Genomic DNA, 20548 nt, shown 5'->3' on the forward strand with positions numbered 1-20548 from the left:
CGTTAAGTGTGCTGTGATCAATGGTTGAGGTTAGAAGGTAATTCATGGAGATTAAGCAGTATACGTTGCCGATAAGCAAACTGATTAGTTTGCGTGCGTCAATAAATTTGAATCCGGTTTGGCAGCGTGGAGCCGCATGGAAAGCACCACGGAAGGCTCTGCTTATTGATTCAATGCTTCGCAGCATGGATATCCCCAAAATTTATCTACGTAAGCTTCCAGCAAATGGAGCTCATCACTACGATGCAGTGGATGGGCAGCAGCGCATGCGGGCGATTTGGGAGTTTCGTTCTGGAGAGCTTTCGCTTGAGCACCCAGACGCGCTGCCGCCTATTTGCGGTCACGTTATTCATGGGAAAACCTTTAATCAGCTGCCTAAGTTGCTACGTGATAAGTTTGATGTGTTTGAGGTTAGTGTGGCTGAGATCATTTCGGCAACGAACGATGAGATCACCAATCTCTTTGCTAGACTGCAGCTAGGTGTAGCGCTCAACCCCGCTGAGTTGCGCAACGCCATGATGGGGCCTCTACGTCACATGATTGATTCGATTGCGACGGGTCATGAGTATTTTTCAGCGTCAAGGATTCCAGATGTTCGCTATAAACGACAGGATTACGTCAGTCATCTATTTGCTATGGCTGCATACGACGGGCAAAGGAATATCAAAGCTCCCGATCTAAAGAAAATGGTTGTTGAATTTGGGGTTGATCGAGCGGCAGATGTACTCAGAATATCGTCAAGGGTCAGTGAGGCTTTGACTGTGTTGGCGGAAGTTGACGGCTGTCTTGGTCATCGTCTGACGCAAAAGTGGCTTTTCGTTGACCTTACATGGTTGATCATGCAGCAACAACTTGCTGGCATTGAAGTTAACGCAGAGGAGTTGGCAGATAATTTTAGCGAGTTTGAGTCGCTTCGCCGACAGTATACAAGATACCCGGAAAGTCTTCTTCAGGATGCTCATAAACAGTCTCGAGCAAATAAACTCTGGAATAAGCTTTTGTACGACTACATCATGGCCTTTCGAGCACAAGGGGCCACGCATGCGAACTTAAAGACGCGTAATGTTTCATTGCGCGCTTTCTGTATTTGAGGGGGTGAATGATGGCTTTCGATCCGACAAAAATCCCTGATGCGCTGAAACAATCTTACGTCGCTGGGCGTTGTGCTGTCTTAGTCGGGGCTGGTGCGTCCAAAGGGGCAGGCCTTCCGCTTTGGAGTGAGTTGCTAACTAAAATGATTGATTCGGCCGTGGCGCATCGTGTCATAGACAGCGCGCGGGAGGCAGAGTACCGAGCGCTCGTTGCACGTCCAGAAAAGTTTTTGATGGTTGCTTCTGGTCTTAAGGATAATCTTAGGAGTCACTTCGATCCATTTATCGAAGAGACATTTATCGCTCCTAAGCCGAAACCAACTCCTTTGCACCACGCACTTGTTTCGCTGGACAAGCTGCAGTTTGTGGTTACGACGAATTATGACACCTTACTGGAGAGGGCATATCGAAAGGTTGATGATGATGTGTCGGTCTGCTCATTTACAGATACAGGTGAGGTTCAGCGCAGATTGTCTAGGCGGGAGTTTTTTATACTTAAAGCTCATGGAGATGCGACTAAGCTGGGTAATAAAATAATATTGACTGATGCCGATTATAGAAATTTATTGTTTAATCAGCGCGCCTATCAAAGCCTGCTTTCTGCGATGTTTACAATGTTCACTGTAGTATTCGTCGGGGCGTCTATGACGGACCCTGAGATTTCTTTGCTTCTAAGTTATATCGCAGATTCTTTTTCGCCAGGTGCAGGCCCAACCCACTATGCTTTGATGGCGGAAGAAGATGTTACTCAGGTCGAGCGTGATCGGTGGTTGAATGACTTCAAGATTCAGTTAATTACTGTTAGTAAAGCAGATAATTATTCTGAATTAACAGAATTTCTGACGGCCCTCGGTGCAGATTAGTTCTAGTTTTTCTCAGAGGTCGAAGGCTGGGCAGCGCTATTTGTGGCATATTAAGCATGAGCCATTGCCTTCATCCTCTCCGTAGATATCGTCTATATCTTCGGGAGTTGTTTTGACTGGTCGTAGGGGATTAACCGGGACAGCTCTGCGGAGGCGCGCACGGCGAACCTCATACTCTGCTTTGATTTCGATGATACGTGCTGGCTTTTCTAGATCCCAAAGTGATTCGCCTTTAGACCAAGTGAAAGGCGAGCCGTGTTCTAATGCGTCCTTTTCTAACTCCTTGGCTTTTTCGTAGTCTTCGGGGTGTCGCTCCTTGAGTCGAACCCACTCGATCTTCTGCTGGAAAAAGCAGAATGTGCAGCCACTGCGAGATCGCCATTCGTAATATTTCGGATAACCTAATCCAGAAGACTCAAGTATGTCCACGACTCCGGCTTTATCAATGCCCGCCTCACGGAATGGAAATTTCACAAGCATGTTTTCGGCTTTTGCTGAGTAGCCTTCGCGATACTCTTCATCAGCTCGGATTGCTACATAGGAGAAAACTTTGTCTCCTGCTGCTAGCCATGGTTTGACCCACTGTTCGAACGGGGCCAATTTGAGTTGACGAGTGCACCAGCGAGTCTGCGCACTGGGAAGGAAGTGGTTGAATTCACGCAGCCAAAAGCGAAAGTCACGGCGAGGATTGAGTCGCTCGATGGGTTTGCCCAAATAGCCTTCGAGTCGTCCTAGAAACTCATAGACTTCGGGAAGCTCTTCACCGGTGTCAGTAAAGAAATAGTCGATGTCTAGCTCTGGACGGTGGTCACGCATCCAAACGGCCAAGGCGGCGCTGTCTTTCCCACCGGATAAACCCAGCACGTGTCGTTCAGTCATTCATCTGCTCCTTTTCACTAGCCAGGTTCATTCCAGCTTTAGCAAGAATGGCCAGTAAGATGTCAGTTTCAAAGCCTTGCTGTTGCAGCATCGAGGTGAGTTCAGCAGCCTTGTCTTCGACCGTTTTACGGTGGCGCTCCGATATCGAGAATGATCTCGATATCGTCGTGGTTTCCGCGCCTGCACCGATAATAACTGCGATTGCTTCGCTATGTGCTGGACGGTCTTTGACTGTGACGAACGCCTCTGCCTCGCGAAAGCGCCGGGAAAATTGGGCAAGCTCAAGCACCGCCGCGTCGATGTGGCGGTCGACCCAGTCGCGTGGTGGTTTTTCAGCGGCCAAGCTCAGAATGCCCTCCAATGCGGAACGGCTACCATCGTAAGATGCGAGCCGTGTAGAGAATGCATCGAGCCTGAAGTTGCCGGAGATGCCAGCTACAGCTTTAGCTCTTTCACGGAGCGAATCCAAGTTGTTAAGAGACGCATCGAGCGCTTGAAGCATCTTGGCTTCGACCTCGGACAGCATCCTTGGGTAGGCCGCTGCAATTTCATGAAGAGGAGCACGCAGTGCTTCTACATAGGCCTCGCCGTCATCAGCTCCAAGAAGCGACGCTAAATCGACGAACAAAACTTTATGTGGATCATTGGCTTTTAGCAGCATGTCGCGTATTGCTTTGGCTGTTTCACCTAAGCGTTGTGTACGCCGCCCCCAATCTGGCAGGCTGAAAATCAATGCCACTAGTCCGCGTGCGGCTTCGAGTGGATCTGCAGAGCCGGCTTTCTCGCCGACTTCCTCTAATAGGGAAGAAATACCCTCCAGGATTTGGACTTTATCTTCATCAATCGTGATCCAACGGAGAGTGAATCGCTTAGGGTCTTGCAAGCATTCGTCAATATCCGCATCGCTCAGTCGCGGGATAAACATGCCATCTTTGTAAACGGCGATGTTGGCTTTATGTGCTAGCAAGAATGCAGTGAGAAACACGGGCAAAATACCCTGCTTCATGCCAAATGGAGGCAGGTGCCAGCGGTTGTAGATCGAGTCCACGCTTACTCGTGAATTGGCGTCTAGGAGGAGCTTTTGCGTGACTTGCCAAAGCTCGTAGAGTCCTTCGTGCAAAGCTTCGGGTGGGTGGCAGAACTGCCAAAGCTCACCTTCTTTACGGTATACACCAGATGCCACGAGCAGCGTTTCGAACAGGCCGCGCTCTGCAGGAAAACCTTCGATCCCTAACCGCTCGGTGCCCTCGGCGTCGATCATTGCATGTAGTAAATCGCGGCGGGCTTTGACGCTGTTGCTAGAGAGGCCGTCGCGATTTACTAACTCGCTCCAGACCGGTGGGCAGGCATAATAGAGATCGTCGGCAAGCTCAGAAGCCTTCGGCGAGAGTTTTGTGCCGGGCTCGATGACCGTATCGCCTCCATCATGCCATTTGCAAAGTGAAACAGCTGCTTGTAGCTGGTCTTCGAGATCAGATTTGGTCGCGGCCAAGCGAGCGAAGACTTCGCGGCGAGCTACGGGATCACCTCCGAGTTCGTGGCGCTCTTTTACCTGCTCTAGAGCGACTAATTCAGCTGATAGTTCTGCAATGCGGGCGTGGTTGGATGGGATCCCTACCAGTACTGGCCATGGCTCCAAATACGCGCATGCTTGAGCTCGCTTGCGAGCTTCGCTTGCTGAGATATCGCGTCCTGGAAGCGCTAGTATGAATTGACCGAACTCGCCCCTTTGCGGGGTATAAGCTTTGGCGATTTTTTCGGCTTGCTCAATGCTCTGTAGTGAGAGCTCCATCCAACGCATGGCGCCTGTTTCGTGGTAGTGTCGTTTGGCTACTACAGGGTGAATTCCCATCAGTTGAGAGAGCTTGGAGTAATCGACTCCAGCAGAAGCAGCCAGCGCTTGAGAAATAGCCGCATCGATATCAAAGTCGCTGCCCTCGAATACTGACCAAGAGCCGGTGTAAGTCTTGTATAAGGCGACCTTGAGTGCTGAGAGCTTATTCAGCGCATCCTCAATCTGCTCACGAGGTACATTCTGGAAGAGGGCCGCGATTACTGGCAGGTCTGCAGAAAGTCCCGAGCCGTTGCGGAATAGATCAATTACGGCGATATTTTTGATTATCGCCACTAGCAGTGGATCACCTGACTTTGCCTCGGCGCGCTCTACAGCCTCTACCGCTTGGGACCAACGGTGCCCATCAGGTGAGGCTAGAATTGCAGGCTCTAGATTTGCGCGCAGGTAGTCCCAATAGTCACTAGGGCGATACAAGAACGTTTGGTCAGCAGGGGTGGACTCCAGGTAAGCGCGGAAGCCATAGGGCTCAACCGACGATAGGAACCCAAAGGTGCTACGCTCGTTCTGTCCGAACTGACGCTTAGAAATTGGGCCCAGTAAAGCGGCCATGGCAGGGTGTAATGGCCAGCAACGTTCTAGGGCGGCAGAAAAATCATTCCCAACTGCAGGGCGGCGAGATCGGATCGCGTCTGCTATCGCATCAGATGCTACCTGCCCCCACTCCGGGCGGCTTTTGGTTTCGATCGCACTGCCGATAAGCTCCACGACTTCGTCGCTTGCAGCTACAAAGGGAAGGTCTAGGTATCGTCCCTGAACCTTGCCCCAATCATCCCGGGTTTCGATGCCGAGTCGGTTGGAGTATTGCGCGAATGATTGATGTAGAACGCCAATTACAACCAGTCTGCCATCGGCGCGAGCAGATGCTTCGGCGAGCTCTTGGAAGAAGTAGACGTCGTCTCCAGAACCTAGAGCGGATGCCTCCAGAAACTTACCCATTTCATCGATAAATACCAGGACCCCATCGTTTGGACGGTTCTTGGTTTCGCCAATCAAATCAGAGATTACGCTTTGGGGAGTGGGCTTGCTTCGACCGTCAGCGTTCATGCCTCGGCATTTTCGGATTGCTGCGTCCAGCTCTTTTACAACACTGCCACGCCGGCCAACCACAGGAACAACTAGCCACCCCTCTTGGACAGGAAAGGCTTGGTCGAAGTCTGGTTTCGAGTCGAGTTTTAGGGCGGTGCGAGCCTTCGTTCGCAGGCTCTCATCAGGATGGAGTGCGCTCGCCAGGGCGGTAGCTAGTGAGGACTTGCCGCCGCCGAACGGTCCGGTCCATGTAAAGCTTCGTTGATTTGTGCTCGTAAGCTGCCTGCACATTCCAGCTACGACGGATGCTGCAGTTGCATGGAATATATACCCATCCAATGCGTCGGAGCGACCAATGTCTGCGTCTATTCGGATTGATCGTTGATACTGATGTGAAATGTGAACAATATCCGAGAGCATTAACTCTTTTCTCTCAGTCATATGCGCGCCTGGCCATTTCTTTTTGATCTTCATTGGATAGCGCTTTCCTGTGCACTTGGCGGAGGCCAGCGGAGTCGGTCCAAGCAAGCTTGCCTCCGGTTAAGTCGGCCAACGAAATCAGTCTTTGAGCGATTGATTCTTCGTCTAGTTTGAAGACGCGGCCGGGAGAACCCTCCGCATAGGCAATAGTCTCAAAGGCGAGCGAGCTTTGACTGCCTGCGGTTCTATTCCAGAAATCGATGAGCGCATAGGTGAAAATACCGTCATGGAGGGACGCTTTAGGGCCTCGACGGAAAGCATATTGGCCCTTGTGGACCTCTTGGAGCAGACCTAGTTCAGCGAGTAAGGGTTCGGCAAAATCTTCGGGCGAACCGGCTGCGGTTCTGGGGGCATAACTACGCAAGCATGTCTCCAAATCTCGCGAGATAGTAGCGCTTGAAAGCCGGTGCTTAGGGTCGAGGCTACGAGCGTACTCGGTCAGAGGCTCTTCGAGCTCTTGGCGTGTGAAGGTTGGCGCGGTTACATGGTTGAATAGCCAATACCATGTTGTTGAGCGGTGGCGCCGCCCGGCTAGCTGCCAATGAACAAGCCATGCTGTAGCAGGATCCTCCGCGTAAGGATCAAGGCCTCCATCCTGCAGTATCTCCATGGCGAGGCTCGTTACGCGAAAGGTATCGCCTTCGTCTTCCACGACTCCGGATGCCAAGGCCCAATGCCGAATGGACGCAACCATATTCTTACCTACTCCGAAAGCGGCAATGGAGCTTTCGGTAGTAAATGTTGTCTTTGGAATCAGGCCGTCGACACTAGCTTGGTCGAAGGCTTTTTTGAGCCACATCTGACGCAATGGAAACGTTTCGTGTCCAGAGAAGTGAACAGAGGCGACTCGACTGATTTTTGATGAGGTAGTTTTCATGAGTCGCAGCTTAACCCGAACTGGTGAATAGCTCCAGTTGAGCATTCACAATTGATATCACTGTCTAAATATACAGCAATCGGGGTCCTTCGCCGATAAAGTGGGCAAATATCCTAGCTTGGTGTGAATCTCATGGAGGGGCCGCGTTGTTGCCGTTGCGGATTTCATGTGGATTGTTACTCCCGTTTCATGCCCTTCGCGCTCTGCGACTGCGGTAGATGAACGCGAATGATGCAGGCTTCTGCCAGCATTTTTTGAGGTACATTCACGCATCGGAGGAAGGTTCGATCCCATTTACCGCAGCCCGTATTTGGCCGGCCGAGTCAGTGTTGTTGGCTGGCGAGGGCCGCTGAAGATGCGTGGCACAGAAGGCTGGTTTATCTCCGGAATACGGTGTCAGCAAAAAACGCCGTTGTGACTTGGTGAGCGAGACGTATTTACCCGAGCCAACCAGAGTGGTCTGTTGCGGTGCAGGTAGTATGCTTCACAAGCTACTGCTACCAATGGACTTCCCACATTTTCAGTAGTGTATATCCCTCGACTTGATCCTAGCTGCAGGCCCCGCCCCGGCTAGTACTCCGTCACCCCGAGCGCATCCCCAGTACGCATCCGGTCGAGGCTTATCAGTAGGGCAGGTAATCGGTAAATTAAAACTCCACAGACGTTGGTTATGAAACTCTCCACTGAGGACTCATAATCATGTTCAGTCATCCTGCTACCAACAGCCGCTACCCGCTTCGTCATTCCGAAAACACCAACCTCCACCTGCATTACAGCGATGCCTTCGAAAGCCTGCCCGTGATGTGCGAGAAAGGGCCTTTTATCCAGGAGTACTTATCTGCTCTTAAGCACACCATCGAATTGGCTATAGCTGAGTATCCGAGGGTGTTGGCATTTAGAGTGGATCTCAGGCTACCCCAGGGGGTTGATCTGCCTGACTATGTCAATACCAACCAGGCCATCAGTAGATTTTTTGAGTCCTTTGCGAAGAAAATTCGGTACCACCAGAACAAGGTGCGTCAACGTGATGGCTACGCCCGTGGCTGCAAGGTCCGGTACGTCTGGTCGAGGGAGATTGGTCAGAGGGGTAAGCCGCATTACCACGTACTGATCCTAATGAATGGCGATGCCTACTACACAGTTGGGCGATTGCGTTCAGATAGGGTGAACATGATCAGCCGTATGGAAGAATCTTGGGCTGGTGCGTTAGGGCTGTCAGTCACTGAGGTCAGTGGGTTGGTACACATTCCGGAGAATGCTGAATACCGAATCTGCCGGTCTGTACGTCGTGGTGATGAGGATGAGCTTCCATCGCTGTTCTACCGAGCTAGCTACCTGTGCAAGGTGGCTACGAAGTCCTACGGCGGGCGTCAGCGTGGATTCGATACCAGCAGGGGGTAATGTCTGCAGACGCTCGTAAGGCAGTCGTATTCATCGACTAGGCAAAAAATAAAATTAAAAGGGAGGCGTACACCTCCCCTTATTCACTGCTCGATAAGATGATTGGCTTATCCGATACGCTATGTAGCTTAGGATCATTATTGCAGTAGGTAGCCGATAGGCTGGTCATCTTTGTCAAAGCAGAAAATGGTTTCACAGTAGCCGCCAATTTGGTCAATGTTTGCTTCTGCGACATCGGGAAGCCATTTACCCAGTTCAGCTACCGGTACCTTCTTTTTGTTTATATAGCAGTCGTCATCCATGCGGGGATTGCACCAGGCAGTTTTGACTTCTGGCCATTTGGATTGGGTCGACGTGGCAGGGGAGTGAGCCATCGCTTGTGCATTTCCCTTTTGAGCTTGCCACGCTGCGTAGCCACCTTCGTAACGCTTGTCGAAAGTCGAAACGAGCTGATTGTCCGGGATGCCGGCATCCATGTAGAGCTGCATGAGCTGGCTACCAGCTTCTGCGTACGAGACTTGGCGAGAAACGTCGTTGCGGTAGGCAACTGGCTTGCCATCCGTGCTGCTACCGATTCGGTACCAGATCGAGATCAGGAACGGGATGTCCTGGTTCCACTCACCCACCATCGCGTTGCTCACTCGGCACTTGCCACGTTGGCACGTACCGCTGATCTGGTTGGTGTAATTTACGTCCTGTCGACGCTGAGAGTCCCAAATGAGTACGTGACGGGCGTTCGCCAGCCAGGTGCAGTTCAGGACGTTCTGACCGGTGAAGGCTTTCTTCATGACGCAGGGAATCGTTTCGGGAAGACCTTTGGTTGAGGTCTCGTCCGGGAAGTACAGCCCGCTACCTTCGTAATAGTCCACGGAGGCGTTAGCGTTGGCGCAAAAAATGAGCAGCAGGATGCTGAGGATCCGTTTCATGGGTTCACTCCAATTTGTTGATTCTGTGCGAGATTAATGAGCGATGAACGAACCCTGCAAAACAACAGGGTTCTTCGCGGTCGATAGTTGTGGGGGGAGCGGGATTATTTCTTGTAGATGACCTTGAGCCGCTGATTCACGTAGTCCTTGAGAATTTCGTAATCAGGGTTGTAGGTAACTAGACCGTGCCCCACGCTTGCGACGGCCCCGAGCGTTACCACGGTCAGCGTTGCAGGTGTGGATAGGACGCTGAATACAGCACCGAGTGCGCCGCCTTGTACTACAGCACTTTTCACGTCGCTTCTGACTCGACACTTCAGTCCCTGGCTTTCAATTTTGGTTTCCACAAGCTTGATACCTGCCATGAAATTGCCCCTGAGGCCATTGATCTCGAAAGACGCTTTGCTTTTCACGAGCCCCTCGATCTGTGCTTCATTCAGGCCGGTTACGACGATCATGGTTTTTCTGAGCTCCCTGCAAGAGGTGGTGATTTAGAGAAAAAGTCGAATATCAACCTTTTGAGGTGAGTCTCGGTTTGAGAGGTCCTTCATGTCAATAGGTTGATCGCCAACTATCCAGGTTGAACTGGAGGGTGGCATGTCAAAAACCGAATCGAAGCAACTGGCGGAACTAGTGGGCCAAGCAATTGCTCGCCAGCGTGTTCGTTGCAAGCTGAGTCAGGAGCAGGTCGCCGAGAGGCTTGGGATTGGCAGTGAAGCGGTGTCGCGCATCGAGCGCGGGATCGTGATGCCCAACGTCGAGCGTTTGGTGGAGTTATCGGAAATTTTTGGCTGCGAGACGGCCGACTTGCTGACCGAGGGAAGTTCACGTCCGGAAGACCAGGCGCGCCGGCTGTACGATCTGCTGTCGACGCTGGACACGAGTGACCGTACGCTCGTCATGGGTATGGTGGAAGGGCTTGTTGAGCGTCTCGGTCGTGGCTGAGTAGTTGTTTCACGGCGGCGGAGGCACTGGCTCCGCTGCCTCCTCGTCGAATAGCGCGCCGCAACGCAGGCATAAGCAATCGAACCCCGAGAATTGATACTTTCCGATATCGTCAGCGACTCGCAGTGCTGACGGGTAGGCAGGAACGATAGCGGCCAGCCCGCTCAGTAGTGAGTTGTATCTGGGACGGTCCTGCGGGCTCTCATGCGTGTTCTGAGCTCCCCGTACTACTCCATCGGCCAGGCTGATCAGCAAGGCGATGCCCTTTGCGGCCTCCAGGGTGAGGACGGCTTGCGAGTCGCAGATCAGACACTGTCTGCTCATCGTTCATTCTCCTAATGGGTGAGTGTGGCTATGCGCTGTCTGGCCACCGTTACGTGGCAGTGTTTTTGGTGGGTTTGCTCTGGATGGATGCGCTCAACACCTTAATCAGGCGATTCAGAATCCAGCACGCCAGTAGCACGGCGACCAGCAGTGGCGGGAAGCGCAACATCAACACAATGCTTACGACCAACGTGCCGGCTGCCGCCAACGCGCCAATGAACGCAAACAGGCAGAGCAGAAATTTCAGTAGGATCATTTCGGGTCTCCAAGCCTCCCTGAAGTCAGGCAGGTGTGAGGTCAGTGAGTTTGAGAGGCGAGCGCTTCGAGCTTGCCGGCCAGTGAGTTGGAATTGGTTTGTGGTGCTTTGCAAAGCTCCGTGGTGGCGGTTGCATCCGGGCTTGAAAACAACTCTTCAATTACAGCACCGCTGTCTTCCTCGCTGTCCTCAAAAGCGCCGTTGCTAAAGCCTCGTAGTGCCGCCTCATCCAGCGCTACCTGATCAAATCCCGCTGATTGACGTTGGGTCTCAAGTTCGTTGGCTGACTGCAGCACTTCGGCCATATCCATGCCGCCGCGCACGGTCAGGTCGACGTAGAAAATCGGTGTGCCATGACTCTGTCGTGTCGACTTGCCACGCAGGCGCAATTCCAGCGGTAGGCAGGCCAACCGGTTACCCGATATGGCCTGGAAGTAGTGCAGGCGGACTGCCAGGGTGCGGATGCTGTTGAAACCAGTAGTGCGGAACACGAAACTGCCTAGCGGATCGTCATCACCGATCAGCACATTCAACCTGCCATAGGGCTTGCAAGCTCCGCCTTTGGCTAATGAACAAGCATCCGGCGAGGGGCAGGACAGTGATTGCATACCGTCCTGCGTGACACGTTTACAGGTCTCCCCGTTGCCGACACAAAGCGGCCGTCCAGACTGGCGATCGAACAGGGTGTAGTCGGCGCGGAAGTTCAGATCCGGTTCGTTGAACAGCAGACGTACCGGGATGCTGCGCAGCTTGTCTTCCTTGTTCTGGCGCAGTTCGTCATTGAGTGGGTGCAGTAGCCAGCCATCTCTGCTTTGTACTTGGGACGTGATGGTGAACTGATCATCTTTCTCCGGCAGGCGCTTGCCATTTCTCTCAACGACTTTGCCGATAGAGATGCGCCCGAGCACAGGGGGCGTCAGGGCTAATCCTTTCAACATGATGGTTCTCCTAAAAAGGAAAATGGCCAGCCACGCAGCGCGAACTGCGTGGACCGGCCAAGGGGAGGGAGGTGTGAGATAACGGAGTCAGTTGAGTAGGAAGCGGCGACTGCCTTCCTTGGTCTTGGCGTAGCGAACCTGCAGGTGAGGTTTCTCTTGCAACAGGCGTTCGAGATCGAGCACGGTGCTACCCTTGGATTTCTTCCAGCTGATGTAACCGCTGGAAAACTCCGCTCGGGTAGCGTCGCCCATAGCCTGTAGCAACATCTGCTTGAGCTGGGCCTCGCGCGTTTCCTTCTCACCGATGGACTGGCGCACGGCCTTGAGCTCCAGGTAGGCCGCTGCTAAACCGGCGTGACCGCTGAAATCGACGGTCTGGCCGTTGTCTTCTGGGTACAAGCAACGCAAAGCTACCTCGGCCGACGCGCTACCATCGGCCGGTGGTGGGGTGTCGGTTTCCACGTAGGTCCAGAACTTGCGCTCCAGTTCGATCAGACGAGCGATCATCTGCTCGTCACGCTCAATGCGGTGGACCTCCAGGTGTTGACCGCCCAGCAGCACTGCCACATCCGCTGCCAGCTTGCCGGTGACGGCGAGTTGGTGCATCACTTGGAGCTGCACATACTCGGGCACGCCTTCCTTCCAGAGGCGTGCCCCATTTATGCCGGCAGTCTTGCATTCGAGGATCTGCACATCGTCGGCGCCAATCACCTCGCGGTCGATGTTGGCCAGCATCCAGGGCAGTTCGGGGTTTGGATGCTGCAGCACGGCGTTAATCCGCCGCACTTTTTTACCGGTGCGTTTGCTGTAGTGCCAAGCGACGATGGGCTCCAGTACATTGCCCCAATAGGCTGGACTTTCCTCATCATGAGGATCTAGTTTCGGTAGCGTGGCATCGCGACCGGTCTTTTCAAGCCATAGCTCTAACTGCGACTTGTACGGGTTGAGGCCCACCGCAGCGCCTGCGTCGGAGCTACCGATGCCTTGTTTACGCACTGCGAGCCAGTCCTCGCGCGGCAGTTCCTTGGTGCTGACCAGGCGAAGGGCAGGGCGAGGTTTACGGGTACTGCTATTCAGTGAGGTTGCTTTCATCGTGTTCACCTTGCAGGCATAAAAAAGCCCGACCAGCACAAGGCTGACCGGGCGTGGCGAATGACGAGAAGGGTTAAGCGGCGAGACGCAAGGCTGCATCCAGGGCGCGTTGCTTGATCTGCGCACCTTGACCAAACCAGGCCGAGTCCATGCGGTACTCATTGCTACGGGCGCGGCGCTCGTGATCGACGTACGCGGTCACCGCATTGAGCAAGCCCCAGGCGGTGCCGCGTGCTGAGTCCAACTGGCTGCCCCGACCACGGCCCTCGTACAGCTCCTGCACCTTGCGCAGGGCGCGTTCGTTGGGTAGTTGCTCTGGCAGTTGATTGCTCGGATTTACCTCGCATAGCACGTTCATGAAGTAGCTAAGAGCTTCAGGCCACTGGACCTTGCGTTCAGCGAGATGGCGCATGCGATACATAAACTCGTCCCAACCGGAGACGGCTATGCCGAGTTGCTTCTTCACTGACTTCGGATCGAAGCGGGTATTGTGGGGCACCTTGATTGCACGAGATGAGCCGTCCAGGGCTATGGTCAGGGTGTTGTTGCAGACCACGCGCACGGTCGTGGGTGTTGCTGTCGTGGCCAAGGTGCCGTCGCAGGATGTGGCCAGCAGCAGGTAGCCGTTGACCTGATCGTTACCCTTCAAGGCTGCGCCTTGACCAGTACGCGCCAACGCCCAGAACTTGCGACCGCCCTTGAGTACCCCCGCAGTCTCCAGCTCGTATCCAGAGACCTCTGTAAGATCACGGTAGAACTCCAGCACCTCACGCGGCTGCACGGTGTGGTAGCGCTGTGAGACCACCGACAGTGGTGCTTTGGTGTCGGAGCGGTACAGCACCTTTTGTTCCGGGAATGAATGGATGGAGCCTAGGTGACCGGCCAGTGATGCTTTGAAGTGCACCGGGCTTTCTTGGATCGCCCAGTCCATCCCGGCTTCGCGTTGCCAAACTTCGATGGGTTGTTTCTGAGTGAGCTGATTGCCCAGGCCGTGCCAGGGAGTTGCGCCAGCGTAGGCCATAGTTTCGACGAGATGAGCCATGGTGGTGATTCCTTTGGGTGCGCGCCGGCATAAAGGCTGCGCATCGCGCAGCAGCATCCGGACGTCATAAATGAGAGTGAGGTGATGGATTAAGCAGGCAGATTGAAGCGGTGGCCGCAGAGCAGGCAGAGGTTGTGGGCCAGAACGTGGCGATCCAGCGATTCACCCAGTTGGGCGCCCAGTGCGCAGCCGCCAACACCGCCGGCTAAGCCGCCGAGAATGGCACCTGACACTGACCCGAGGGTGATACCGACAGGCCCAGCGATAGTGCCAATCAGCGCACCAGCCTGCCCGCCAGCCAGTGCCGCACTGACGCCACGAGCAACACCGCCAACGGTACCGATGGCCGCGCCGACTTTCATGGCGTGATGGAAAGAAGCGACTTTGGGGGAATGACAGCGAGGGCACTGCAATGACATGGGGCTAACCTCCTTGATGATGTAGTCAGGAAAGTTATGTGTGGCCGAAAAAATAACGAATGGAATTTTCATGCAGGGTGGACGCCCCTACGGCCGCTACTTTTGCTACAGCGGTAGCAGCTTTAGCAGGTAGCGGAGGGCTGTTGGTTAGAAAAAATGTTGTGGGTCGTCACTCTAGAAATCTCAGTCATGTCAAGGCAACCGCTAAAAATAATATCTGTTTAGTGGTTTGGCTGTTTCTATTTCACCTACCAGATACCGTTGAGGCGTCTGAGGGAGGGCCTTATGAAAATAGATAGTTTTGAGGATGAACTTCGCGTAATCCGCATTAATCGGCTTCAGGTCATGCTGGGGCTCAGTCGGTCGACTATATATGAGCGAATTAAACCAGGATCAAAGTGGTTTGATTCGGATTTTCCTAAGCCGTTCAAGATCGGTAGTTTCTCAGTCGGATGGGATCTGCGGGAGATAAGAGCATTTATTGAATTGAAAAAACAGGAGGGACGCTGATGCATGGTGAGAGGCCGGCGCGGCAGCCGTCATGGAATAGGACTTCACCGGGACCAAAGGAGGCATCAAATAAACATATTGCACCGGATACTGTTCCGGATTTACCGTTCGAAGTTTTTTCTGAAGCAGTTGGTGAGGTGCAGAGGAACATAAAATCCCCGAGGGAACTGGCTGTTTGCTCTGCGTTGGCGGTGATGTCATTAGCTTGTCAGGGTCTATATGACGTTAGGTCTCCTCTAGGTAATGTTTACCCGTTGTCGCTTGCTATCATGGCAATCGCCGGCTCTGGGAGTGGAAAATCACCGACGCTTCGTGCGTTGTCCGCAAGTGTATTTAAATATCAAGAAGCGATCCTTGTTGAGCGCGGTCTTGAGTTGACTAAGTATAAATCTTTGCATGCTGTTTGGTTCGAGATTTTAAAGGCACATAAATCTAATTTAAGAAGGTGCGTGAAACGAGGTGAGGACACGGAAGAAGTTGCTAGGCTGGTCTGTGAGCATCAAGATAAAGAGCCAAGTCCACCATTGAACTTGTTGTTTCTCAATGATGATGTGACAGTTCAGGCTTTGTTTAAAACTATGAATAGTGGTTTGTCGTCGGCAGGATGGATCTCCAGCGAGGCGTCAGGGATTCTGAAAGGAGGAGCATTTCAACATTTCGATAAAATCAATTCAGTCTGGAGTGGGGATGGTGTGCGGGTGGGGCGTGTTTCAAGTGAGTCCTATCAGGTGCTCGATGCAAGACTTGTCCTTTGCTTAATGATTCAGCCTAGTGTTTTTGAGTCATTCAACGAGATCAAGGGAGATGCTGCAAGAGGTACGGGTCTTACTTCTCGTTTTTTATTTTGCCGGCCTAAGTCCACTCAAGGTTCTAGAATTACAGACGGATCTGAAGAGCGATGGGACGCTTGCGAGAGGTTTGGAGATAAGGCAGTTGCTCTTCTGAAAGAGTATGTTGATGGTCGTCGATTTGGCAAGTGTACTCGAAAAGCGATTCGATTGTCGGAACGCGCTAGTGAGATCTGGAACACTACGCGCAATCAGATAGAAAAAGAAATTTCGGAAGATGGGATTTATGGGTGGGCGCCAGATCATGCATCAAAGCTTGCAGAAAATATGATCAGGTTGGCTGCTATATTTCATATATTTGAGGGGCGCGAGGGGGATGTTTCTGAGACGACGATGCGGGCGTCAATTGAGCTTGGTTATTGGTTTTCACGTCAGTTTAATAAAGTATTCAGCCCTGATACCATGCTAGAGAATGATGCAAGTGAGCTCCACGCTTGGATTAGGTCGAATTATGATAAAAAAGGTGAGCGGCGCGTTGATAGAACCTATATTAGACGTCATTGTCCAAATAGACTTAGAAATTCAGATAGGCTGGAGGATATATACGAAAAGCTTGCCTGTGATGGGCTGATTCGCCTAGTGCAGGAAGGTAAAAAAGGAGTTGTGATTCTTAATTGAAATGGCTGAGGTTTTATGAGTGCGTACAATTCAGTTGCGGAAGTTGAGGGTGCAGGGGCTTATGTTGCGCTGTCAAAGTTGCGAGCGATGTTGCGGTTTTCGCTTAGAAAATATTGGCCAAAGGAATCGTTCCATCTTTTTAGAAAGCATGTTTCTCGATTTGTGGAAAAGCAGGGGGTTGTTTCTGAGAGGGATATTTTGAAATGTTGGCTGAGGGAGGGTGATGCTCGTGGTACGGTAGAGTTGAAAGAGAGATTTTTCTATGCGGTTCTTTATTATGAAGCGGCAGTGTCAAGGCTTACGGAGGGGCGTCCTGACGCTTCGGCAATACTTGCAATGAGATCCGCATTAGAGATTGGTAGATTCGATGGGATGCAGAATTTTATGTCTGTAGTGAATTTGGCTTATAATGGAAGGCTTTTGGGGGCTAAGGTTGGAAAAAAGATAAGAGAAGACATTTATGAAATGTTAGCTGAATTGTTAGTGCCTAGGCCGGCCAGTCCGTGGCGTAGTTATGTTGAGGCCGCTAATACGCTTTCCAAGGCGCTTTCAGAATATGTGGACAGGAATTGGATCTCATTAAATTTTGATGTTTATGAATTTATTGTTACGAGTATAGAGAGGAAAGGTAAGGTTCGAGATCACTATTTTCGACATGCGTTAAAGGGGCGAGATGTATCTTGTCCTAATTGCGCTGAAGTGTTTCGTGTTGAGCCCTAGCTATCTGAAGTGTAAAGATGGATTCTTGATGCCGGCCCTGAGTCGGCATGAATTTATAGAAGTATTTGGTTCGCCAAGCTTTGATAGCTTTTCTCGATTTTGTCTGTCTCCCTAGAGATTAAAAGTTTTCTCATCTCATGATTTAGAGCGGCATCTGCAATGTGTCACTCGGTGGGTTTTGCCGCCTTGAGGCGCCTTGCTTTGTGCGCTGATTGTATATTTCGAGGCGGCGACCTCTGGATAAACTTTATATTCAGGTCGTTGGCGGAGGGGTTGTAAATATGCTCCAGTCATTCATAAGTAAGCGCCTCTTATCCAGAAAGTCCGAGCGAGAGTATGCACCTTCAGTCTGATCACGCTCGTCATGTGCTAGCGCCAGTTCACACACCTCCCGTGGGTAATGGGTGCATTCACCGGCCCAATCACGAAATGAAGACCGAAACCCATGACGAGTGATGTGCTCATAACCCATGGCATGCAGTAGGGTTCGTATAGCGTTTGCGTGCATTACCCCTGTCTTGCCTTGGCCAGGGAAGAGAAAGGGACTTCCCTCATCTCGCGGGATACTCTTCACCAGCTCTACGACTTCCTTGGCAAGCGGAATTACGAAAGCTACTCGCATCTTCATTCGCTCGTCTGGCAGGGACCAAGTTCCAGCCTCTAGATCAAACTCATCCCAACGAGCGAATCTAACCATGTGGGCGCGTGCGCTGGTCATGATCAGCAGTTGAGCGGCCCAGGACGGGGGAGTGGAATTTGCCCTGAGCTTTATCATCAGTTCCGGCACTTCCTGCCAGCGCAATGCTTCAAAGTGCTCACGCTTCCGAGCTTTCCTCTTTTCAGAGCGGCTCAACAGATTGTCTAAGTGCCCGCGCCAGCGAGCAGGGTTCTCACCCTGTCGCAGATTGCGTGCCTTGGCCGCGTCCAGGATCTGTTCTATTTGCCCACGCACCTCGTCAGCGGTTCTAGTCTTGGTGGCCCAGATGGGTTGCAACACCTTAAGCACTTCGGGAGTGCCGATGTCTTCGGCTGACAGCTTGCCTATGTGATCAAACGCATACAGCTCTAGCTTTCGCAGCCATCCCTTACGCCATTTCTCCGACCAAGCCGAGCCGTGAGCATCGCGGTATTCTGCTGCCAGAGCCTCGAACTTCATCTGCTTGGCTTCACTTGCACGCTGGGCTTCCCGTTGAGCGGCGCGCTCTATGTCCCTGGCTGCTAGGGGATCAATGCCATCACTCAGTTGGCTGCGTTTAGCGCTGGCGTCTTGTCTCGCCTTCTTGAGACTCACCTCAGGGAATGAGCCCAGACCCATCTCTCTACGACGGCCCGCCAGTTGGAAGCGAAGCAGCCAGGATTTACGCCCAGTAGGTTTGACGACCAAGCGAAGCCCATCACCATCTTCATAGGTGCCGGGTTCGGTCAGGTTTTCGACTTGTTTCGGATTCAGCTTACCCATTAGATTTCCCCTGTCGCCGTTTTGTCCCCCCACCTGTCCCCCCACTTCATCGTCGGATGAGATCGAATGGCTTTGAACGCCATCGGACAGGGGAATGCTTAAAGCCCCCGGAATAGCTACGCTATCAGGAAGATTCTCGGATGGGATAGGATTATTTCGGACAATTAAAAAGCCGGCTTGTGGCCGGCTTCTCGGGGACTGGCTTGGTTTATTTTTGGTAAACCGCGCCAGCCTTCAAAACGTACATCCGGATCTTGCGTCCGGCTGTGGGACTTGGTCAGACAGTGGTCTGCCGCGTCAGGCGTCATCTGGGCCGCTTGGCGGGTCGATGCGCGAATGTGGGGCGCAGGATACTGAGTTTTGTTGGGGATTCCCAGTGCGAAGTGCGGGATAGAGCGTTCTATCCGGCAAAAAAACGTATTTGTACCGACTATCCGGGCCTCATCACTAGCAGTCTGACTCCCGCAAGATCAGAGAAACGGCACCACCGGCCGCCGCTTGCCCAGTGTCGACCACCAGAACACCCACCCCAGCACATGAATCCTCTGCTCTTCGATCTGCGAGGCCCGGAAGATCTCGTCCGGGTATTCGGCGCTGTTGTGGCTGCGCAGGCGCAAGGCGTTGCCGGGCATGCGGTGCAGGTATTTGATGCGCAGCATGCCGTCGTGTTCGATGGCGTAGATTTCGCCGTCCACCACTTGGGTCAGGCCTCGGTCAATGGCGAGGGTGGAGCCGTCTTCGATTTTCTCGGCCATGCTGTTGCCGATCATGTGTGTGCAGATGGCGTCGGTGGGGCGGATTTCCAGGGCTTCGAGGTGGCTGCGGGGCAGGCGGATGGTTTGTTCCGGGTCCTTGATGACGTGGGTCTTGCCGGAGCCGGGGGCGGTCGGTGTTTCCTTGTAGAGGGGCAGTTCGATGTCGCTGGATTCGATCACCGTATAGACACCCTGGATCGCTTGGGCATCCAGCGTGGTACCGGCTGCATGCAGGTGCGGGGCCTCCTTCGGGCCTTCGCCGGTCTTCAGCCATTGGCTGTTGACGGACAGCAGGCGAGCGACCTCTTCCATGCGATACGCCGGTACGCCCCGGGTGTACCAGTTATGAACGTTTTGGGCTTCCGTGCCCCAGAACTTTGCGAAACCCGTCGTCGAGATGTTCGCAGCTTCCAGGAGTGCCTTGAATCTTGGACCGCTAGTGTTCTTTCTCATAAACACGAGTCTACGGCCGGGCTAGAGCGGTTTGAATAAACCTTGCGTTCAAAAACAGGGCGAATTTTGCGACGGGATGTAAGACGGACTTGTGGGAAATTACACACACTAAAACTTTTCTGTAGGCCGCCATAAACAAGCTGTTTAAGAGCCTGGCGAGCAGGCACAAAAAACCCCGGATCAACCGGGGTTTTCTTCAAGCGTGTCGCGAGGCTTAGCCTTTGTACGCAGCAACCGACTTGGTGATCGCGGCGCGGGCGGCGTCTGCGCCGTCCCAGCCTTCGATTTTCACCCATTTGCCTTTTTCGAGATCTTTGTAGTTCGCGAAGAAGTGCTCGATCTGCTGGATCAGCAGGGCTGGCAGGTCGGTGTATTCCTTCACGTCCACGTACAACTGGGACAGCTTGTCGTGTGGAACGGCGATGACTTTGGCATCGCCGCCGCCGTCGTCGGTCATGTTCAGGATGCCGACCGGACGCGCGCGGATCACCGAGCCTGGCGCCACCGGGTAAGGGGTTACGACCAGCACGTCGAGGGGGTCACCGTCGTCAGCCAGGGTGTTCGGGATGTAACCGTAGTTGGCCGGGTAGAACATCGGGGTGGCCATGAAACGGTCAACGAACAGGCAATCGCTGTCTTTGTCGATTTCGTATTTGATCGGCGCGTGGTTGGCCGGGATCTCGATCGCGACGTAGATGTCGTTCGGCAGGTCTTTGCCAGCCGGAATCTTGCTGTAGCTCATTGGGCGTTGCCCCCGTTAGTTGACCAAAA

General features: G+C 53.0%; 20 protein-coding genes. 7 read left to right on the forward strand and 13 right to left on the reverse strand.

Annotation, left to right across the window (positions count from 1 at the left end):
- Positions 1-44: 44 nt before the first annotated feature.
- The gene (locus tag CAF77_RS17425; RefSeq protein ID WP_085654941.1) at positions 45-1091 is read left to right on the forward strand and encodes a DUF262 domain-containing protein; all 1047 of its coding nucleotides are present in this window, start codon (positions 45-47) and stop codon (positions 1089-1091) included.
- An 11-nt stretch (positions 1092-1102) separates the two neighbouring features.
- Positions 1103-1954 (forward strand): SIR2 family protein, encoded by an 852-nt coding sequence (locus CAF77_RS17430; protein ID WP_170928966.1) that lies wholly within the window; start codon positions 1103-1105, stop codon positions 1952-1954.
- 36 nt (positions 1955-1990) lie between these two features.
- Here CAF77_RS17430 and CAF77_RS17435 read toward each other — a convergent pair whose 3' ends face one another.
- Genes CAF77_RS17435 through CAF77_RS17445 form a run of 3 tightly spaced genes read right to left on the reverse strand, consistent with a single transcriptional unit; the run spans position 1991 to position 7071 of the window.
- Positions 1991-2833, reverse strand: coding sequence for a phosphoadenosine phosphosulfate reductase family protein (locus CAF77_RS17435; protein WP_085654945.1), 843 nt, complete (start codon positions 2831-2833; stop codon positions 1991-1993).
- On the reverse strand, positions 2826-6188 hold the full coding sequence (locus tag CAF77_RS29370; RefSeq protein ID WP_256576162.1) for an ATP-binding protein: 3363 nt from the start codon (positions 6186-6188) through the stop codon (positions 2826-2828). Before CAF77_RS29370 ends, CAF77_RS17435 begins: the two co-directional genes overlap by 8 nt.
- A complete protein-coding gene (locus tag CAF77_RS17445) occupies positions 6148-7071 on the reverse strand; it encodes a DUF4007 family protein (RefSeq protein ID WP_085654949.1) in 924 nt (307 codons plus the stop codon). The genes CAF77_RS29370 and CAF77_RS17445 overlap by 41 nt, the downstream gene beginning before the upstream one ends.
- A gap of 699 nt (positions 7072-7770) precedes the next feature.
- On the opposite strand from CAF77_RS17445, the gene CAF77_RS17450 reads away from it, so the two are divergent.
- Positions 7771-8472, forward strand: coding sequence for an inovirus Gp2 family protein (locus CAF77_RS17450; RefSeq protein WP_085654951.1), 702 nt, complete (start codon positions 7771-7773; stop codon positions 8470-8472).
- Between the two features lie 137 nt (positions 8473-8609).
- Here CAF77_RS17450 and CAF77_RS17455 read toward each other — a convergent pair whose 3' ends face one another.
- Both CAF77_RS17455 and CAF77_RS17460 read right to left on the reverse strand, forming a co-directional pair.
- Complete coding sequence (locus tag CAF77_RS17455) at positions 8610-9398, reverse strand: hypothetical protein (RefSeq protein WP_085654953.1); 789 nt, start codon at positions 9396-9398, stop codon at positions 8610-8612.
- A 104-nt stretch (positions 9399-9502) separates the two neighbouring features.
- The gene (locus tag CAF77_RS17460) at positions 9503-9856 is read right to left on the reverse strand and encodes a hypothetical protein (protein ID WP_085654955.1); all 354 of its coding nucleotides are present in this window, start codon (positions 9854-9856) and stop codon (positions 9503-9505) included.
- Between the two features lie 139 nt (positions 9857-9995).
- Between CAF77_RS17460 and CAF77_RS17465 the strand changes: the two genes are divergently transcribed.
- Positions 9996-10343: a helix-turn-helix domain-containing protein gene (locus CAF77_RS17465; RefSeq protein ID WP_085654957.1), complete on the forward strand. Its 348-nt coding sequence runs from the start codon at positions 9996-9998 to the stop codon at positions 10341-10343.
- A gap of 373 nt (positions 10344-10716) precedes the next feature.
- On the opposite strand, the gene CAF77_RS17475 is transcribed toward CAF77_RS17465, so the two are convergent.
- From CAF77_RS17475 to CAF77_RS17495, 5 genes are all read right to left on the reverse strand, one after another.
- A complete protein-coding gene (locus tag CAF77_RS17475) occupies positions 10717-10923 on the reverse strand; it encodes a hypothetical protein (protein ID WP_085654961.1) in 207 nt (68 codons plus the stop codon).
- A gap of 41 nt (positions 10924-10964) precedes the next feature.
- Entirely contained in the window at positions 10965-11861 is an 897-nt protein-coding gene (locus CAF77_RS17480; RefSeq protein WP_085654963.1) for a hydrolase or metal-binding protein, read from the reverse strand.
- An 87-nt stretch (positions 11862-11948) separates the two neighbouring features.
- Entirely contained in the window at positions 11949-12953 is a 1005-nt protein-coding gene (locus tag CAF77_RS17485; protein ID WP_085654965.1) for a YqaJ viral recombinase family protein, read from the reverse strand.
- A gap of 73 nt (positions 12954-13026) precedes the next feature.
- Positions 13027-13995: a DUF932 domain-containing protein gene (locus tag CAF77_RS17490; protein ID WP_085654967.1), complete on the reverse strand. Its 969-nt coding sequence runs from the start codon at positions 13993-13995 to the stop codon at positions 13027-13029.
- Positions 13996-14084: 89 nt separating this feature from the next.
- Positions 14085-14414: a hypothetical protein gene (locus CAF77_RS17495; protein ID WP_085654969.1), complete on the reverse strand. Its 330-nt coding sequence runs from the start codon at positions 14412-14414 to the stop codon at positions 14085-14087.
- A 285-nt stretch (positions 14415-14699) separates the two neighbouring features.
- Here CAF77_RS17495 and CAF77_RS17500 point away from each other — a divergent pair, with 285 nt between their 5' ends.
- Genes CAF77_RS17500 through CAF77_RS29055 form a run of 3 tightly spaced genes read left to right on the forward strand, consistent with a single transcriptional unit; the run spans position 14700 to position 17110 of the window.
- Entirely contained in the window at positions 14700-14924 is a 225-nt protein-coding gene (locus CAF77_RS17500; RefSeq protein ID WP_085654971.1) for an AlpA family transcriptional regulator, read from the forward strand.
- Entirely contained in the window at positions 14924-16390 is a 1467-nt protein-coding gene (locus CAF77_RS17505; RefSeq protein WP_085654973.1) for a YfjI family protein, read from the forward strand. The genes CAF77_RS17500 and CAF77_RS17505 overlap by 1 nt, the downstream gene beginning before the upstream one ends.
- Positions 16391-16405: 15 nt before the next feature.
- Positions 16406-17110 carry a hypothetical protein gene (locus CAF77_RS29055; RefSeq protein ID WP_139831608.1) on the forward strand — a complete coding sequence of 235 codons (705 nt, stop codon included), beginning with the start codon at positions 16406-16408 and terminating at the stop codon, positions 17108-17110.
- 253 nt (positions 17111-17363) lie between these two features.
- Here the strand turns inward: CAF77_RS29055 and CAF77_RS17510 are convergent, their stop codons facing one another.
- The 3 genes from CAF77_RS17510 to ppa all read right to left on the reverse strand — a co-directional run bounded on the left by CAF77_RS17510 (position 17364) and on the right by ppa (position 20519).
- A complete protein-coding gene (locus tag CAF77_RS17510) occupies positions 17364-18569 on the reverse strand; it encodes an integrase arm-type DNA-binding domain-containing protein (protein ID WP_085654975.1) in 1206 nt (401 codons plus the stop codon).
- Positions 18570-19039: 470 nt separating this feature from the next.
- The gene (locus CAF77_RS17515; RefSeq protein WP_064382198.1) at positions 19040-19777 is read right to left on the reverse strand and encodes a helix-turn-helix transcriptional regulator; all 738 of its coding nucleotides are present in this window, start codon (positions 19775-19777) and stop codon (positions 19040-19042) included.
- Between the two features lie 214 nt (positions 19778-19991).
- Positions 19992-20519: an inorganic diphosphatase gene (gene ppa, locus CAF77_RS17520; protein WP_007933577.1), complete on the reverse strand. Its 528-nt coding sequence runs from the start codon at positions 20517-20519 to the stop codon at positions 19992-19994.
- Between the last annotated feature and the right edge of the window lie 29 nt (positions 20520-20548).

The sequence above is a fragment of the Pseudomonas sp. R15(2017) genome (assembly GCF_002112685.1).
Classification (GTDB): Bacteria; Pseudomonadota; Gammaproteobacteria; order Pseudomonadales; family Pseudomonadaceae; genus Aquipseudomonas; species Aquipseudomonas glycinae.

What these genes read in the sequence shown, in the direction of transcription:
- CAF77_RS17425 (WP_085654941.1), top strand. Translation starts at nt 45, where the DNA reads ATGGAGATTAAGCAGTATACGTTGCCGATAAGCAAACTGATTAGTTTG.
- CAF77_RS17430 (WP_170928966.1), top strand. Translation starts at nt 1,103, where the DNA reads ATGGCTTTCGATCCGACAAAAATCCCTGATGCGCTGAAACAATCTTAC.
- CAF77_RS17435 (WP_085654945.1), bottom strand. Translation starts at nt 2,833, where the DNA reads ATGACTGAACGACACGTGCTGGGTTTATCCGGTGGGAAAGACAGCGCC.
- CAF77_RS29370 (WP_256576162.1), bottom strand. Translation starts at nt 6,188, where the DNA reads ATGAAGATCAAAAAGAAATGGCCAGGCGCGCATATGACTGAGAGAAAA.
- CAF77_RS17445 (WP_085654949.1), bottom strand. Translation starts at nt 7,071, where the DNA reads ATGAAAACTACCTCATCAAAAATCAGTCGAGTCGCCTCTGTTCACTTC.
- CAF77_RS17450 (WP_085654951.1), top strand. Translation starts at nt 7,771, where the DNA reads ATGTTCAGTCATCCTGCTACCAACAGCCGCTACCCGCTTCGTCATTCC.
- CAF77_RS17455 (WP_085654953.1), bottom strand. Translation starts at nt 9,398, where the DNA reads ATGAAACGGATCCTCAGCATCCTGCTGCTCATTTTTTGCGCCAACGCT.
- CAF77_RS17460 (WP_085654955.1), bottom strand. Translation starts at nt 9,856, where the DNA reads ATGATCGTCGTAACCGGCCTGAATGAAGCACAGATCGAGGGGCTCGTG.
- CAF77_RS17465 (WP_085654957.1), top strand. Translation starts at nt 9,996, where the DNA reads ATGTCAAAAACCGAATCGAAGCAACTGGCGGAACTAGTGGGCCAAGCA.
- CAF77_RS17475 (WP_085654961.1), bottom strand. Translation starts at nt 10,923, where the DNA reads ATGATCCTACTGAAATTTCTGCTCTGCCTGTTTGCGTTCATTGGCGCG.
- CAF77_RS17480 (WP_085654963.1), bottom strand. Translation starts at nt 11,861, where the DNA reads ATGTTGAAAGGATTAGCCCTGACGCCCCCTGTGCTCGGGCGCATCTCT.
- CAF77_RS17485 (WP_085654965.1), bottom strand. Translation starts at nt 12,953, where the DNA reads ATGAAAGCAACCTCACTGAATAGCAGTACCCGTAAACCTCGCCCTGCC.
- CAF77_RS17490 (WP_085654967.1), bottom strand. Translation starts at nt 13,995, where the DNA reads ATGGCTCATCTCGTCGAAACTATGGCCTACGCTGGCGCAACTCCCTGG.
- CAF77_RS17495 (WP_085654969.1), bottom strand. Translation starts at nt 14,414, where the DNA reads ATGTCATTGCAGTGCCCTCGCTGTCATTCCCCCAAAGTCGCTTCTTTC.
- CAF77_RS17500 (WP_085654971.1), top strand. Translation starts at nt 14,700, where the DNA reads ATGAAAATAGATAGTTTTGAGGATGAACTTCGCGTAATCCGCATTAAT.
- CAF77_RS17505 (WP_085654973.1), top strand. Translation starts at nt 14,924, where the DNA reads ATGCATGGTGAGAGGCCGGCGCGGCAGCCGTCATGGAATAGGACTTCA.
- CAF77_RS29055 (WP_139831608.1), top strand. Translation starts at nt 16,406, where the DNA reads ATGAGTGCGTACAATTCAGTTGCGGAAGTTGAGGGTGCAGGGGCTTAT.
- CAF77_RS17510 (WP_085654975.1), bottom strand. Translation starts at nt 18,569, where the DNA reads ATGGGTAAGCTGAATCCGAAACAAGTCGAAAACCTGACCGAACCCGGC.
- CAF77_RS17515 (WP_064382198.1), bottom strand. Translation starts at nt 19,777, where the DNA reads ATGAGAAAGAACACTAGCGGTCCAAGATTCAAGGCACTCCTGGAAGCT.
- ppa (WP_007933577.1), bottom strand. Translation starts at nt 20,519, where the DNA reads ATGAGCTACAGCAAGATTCCGGCTGGCAAAGACCTGCCGAACGACATC.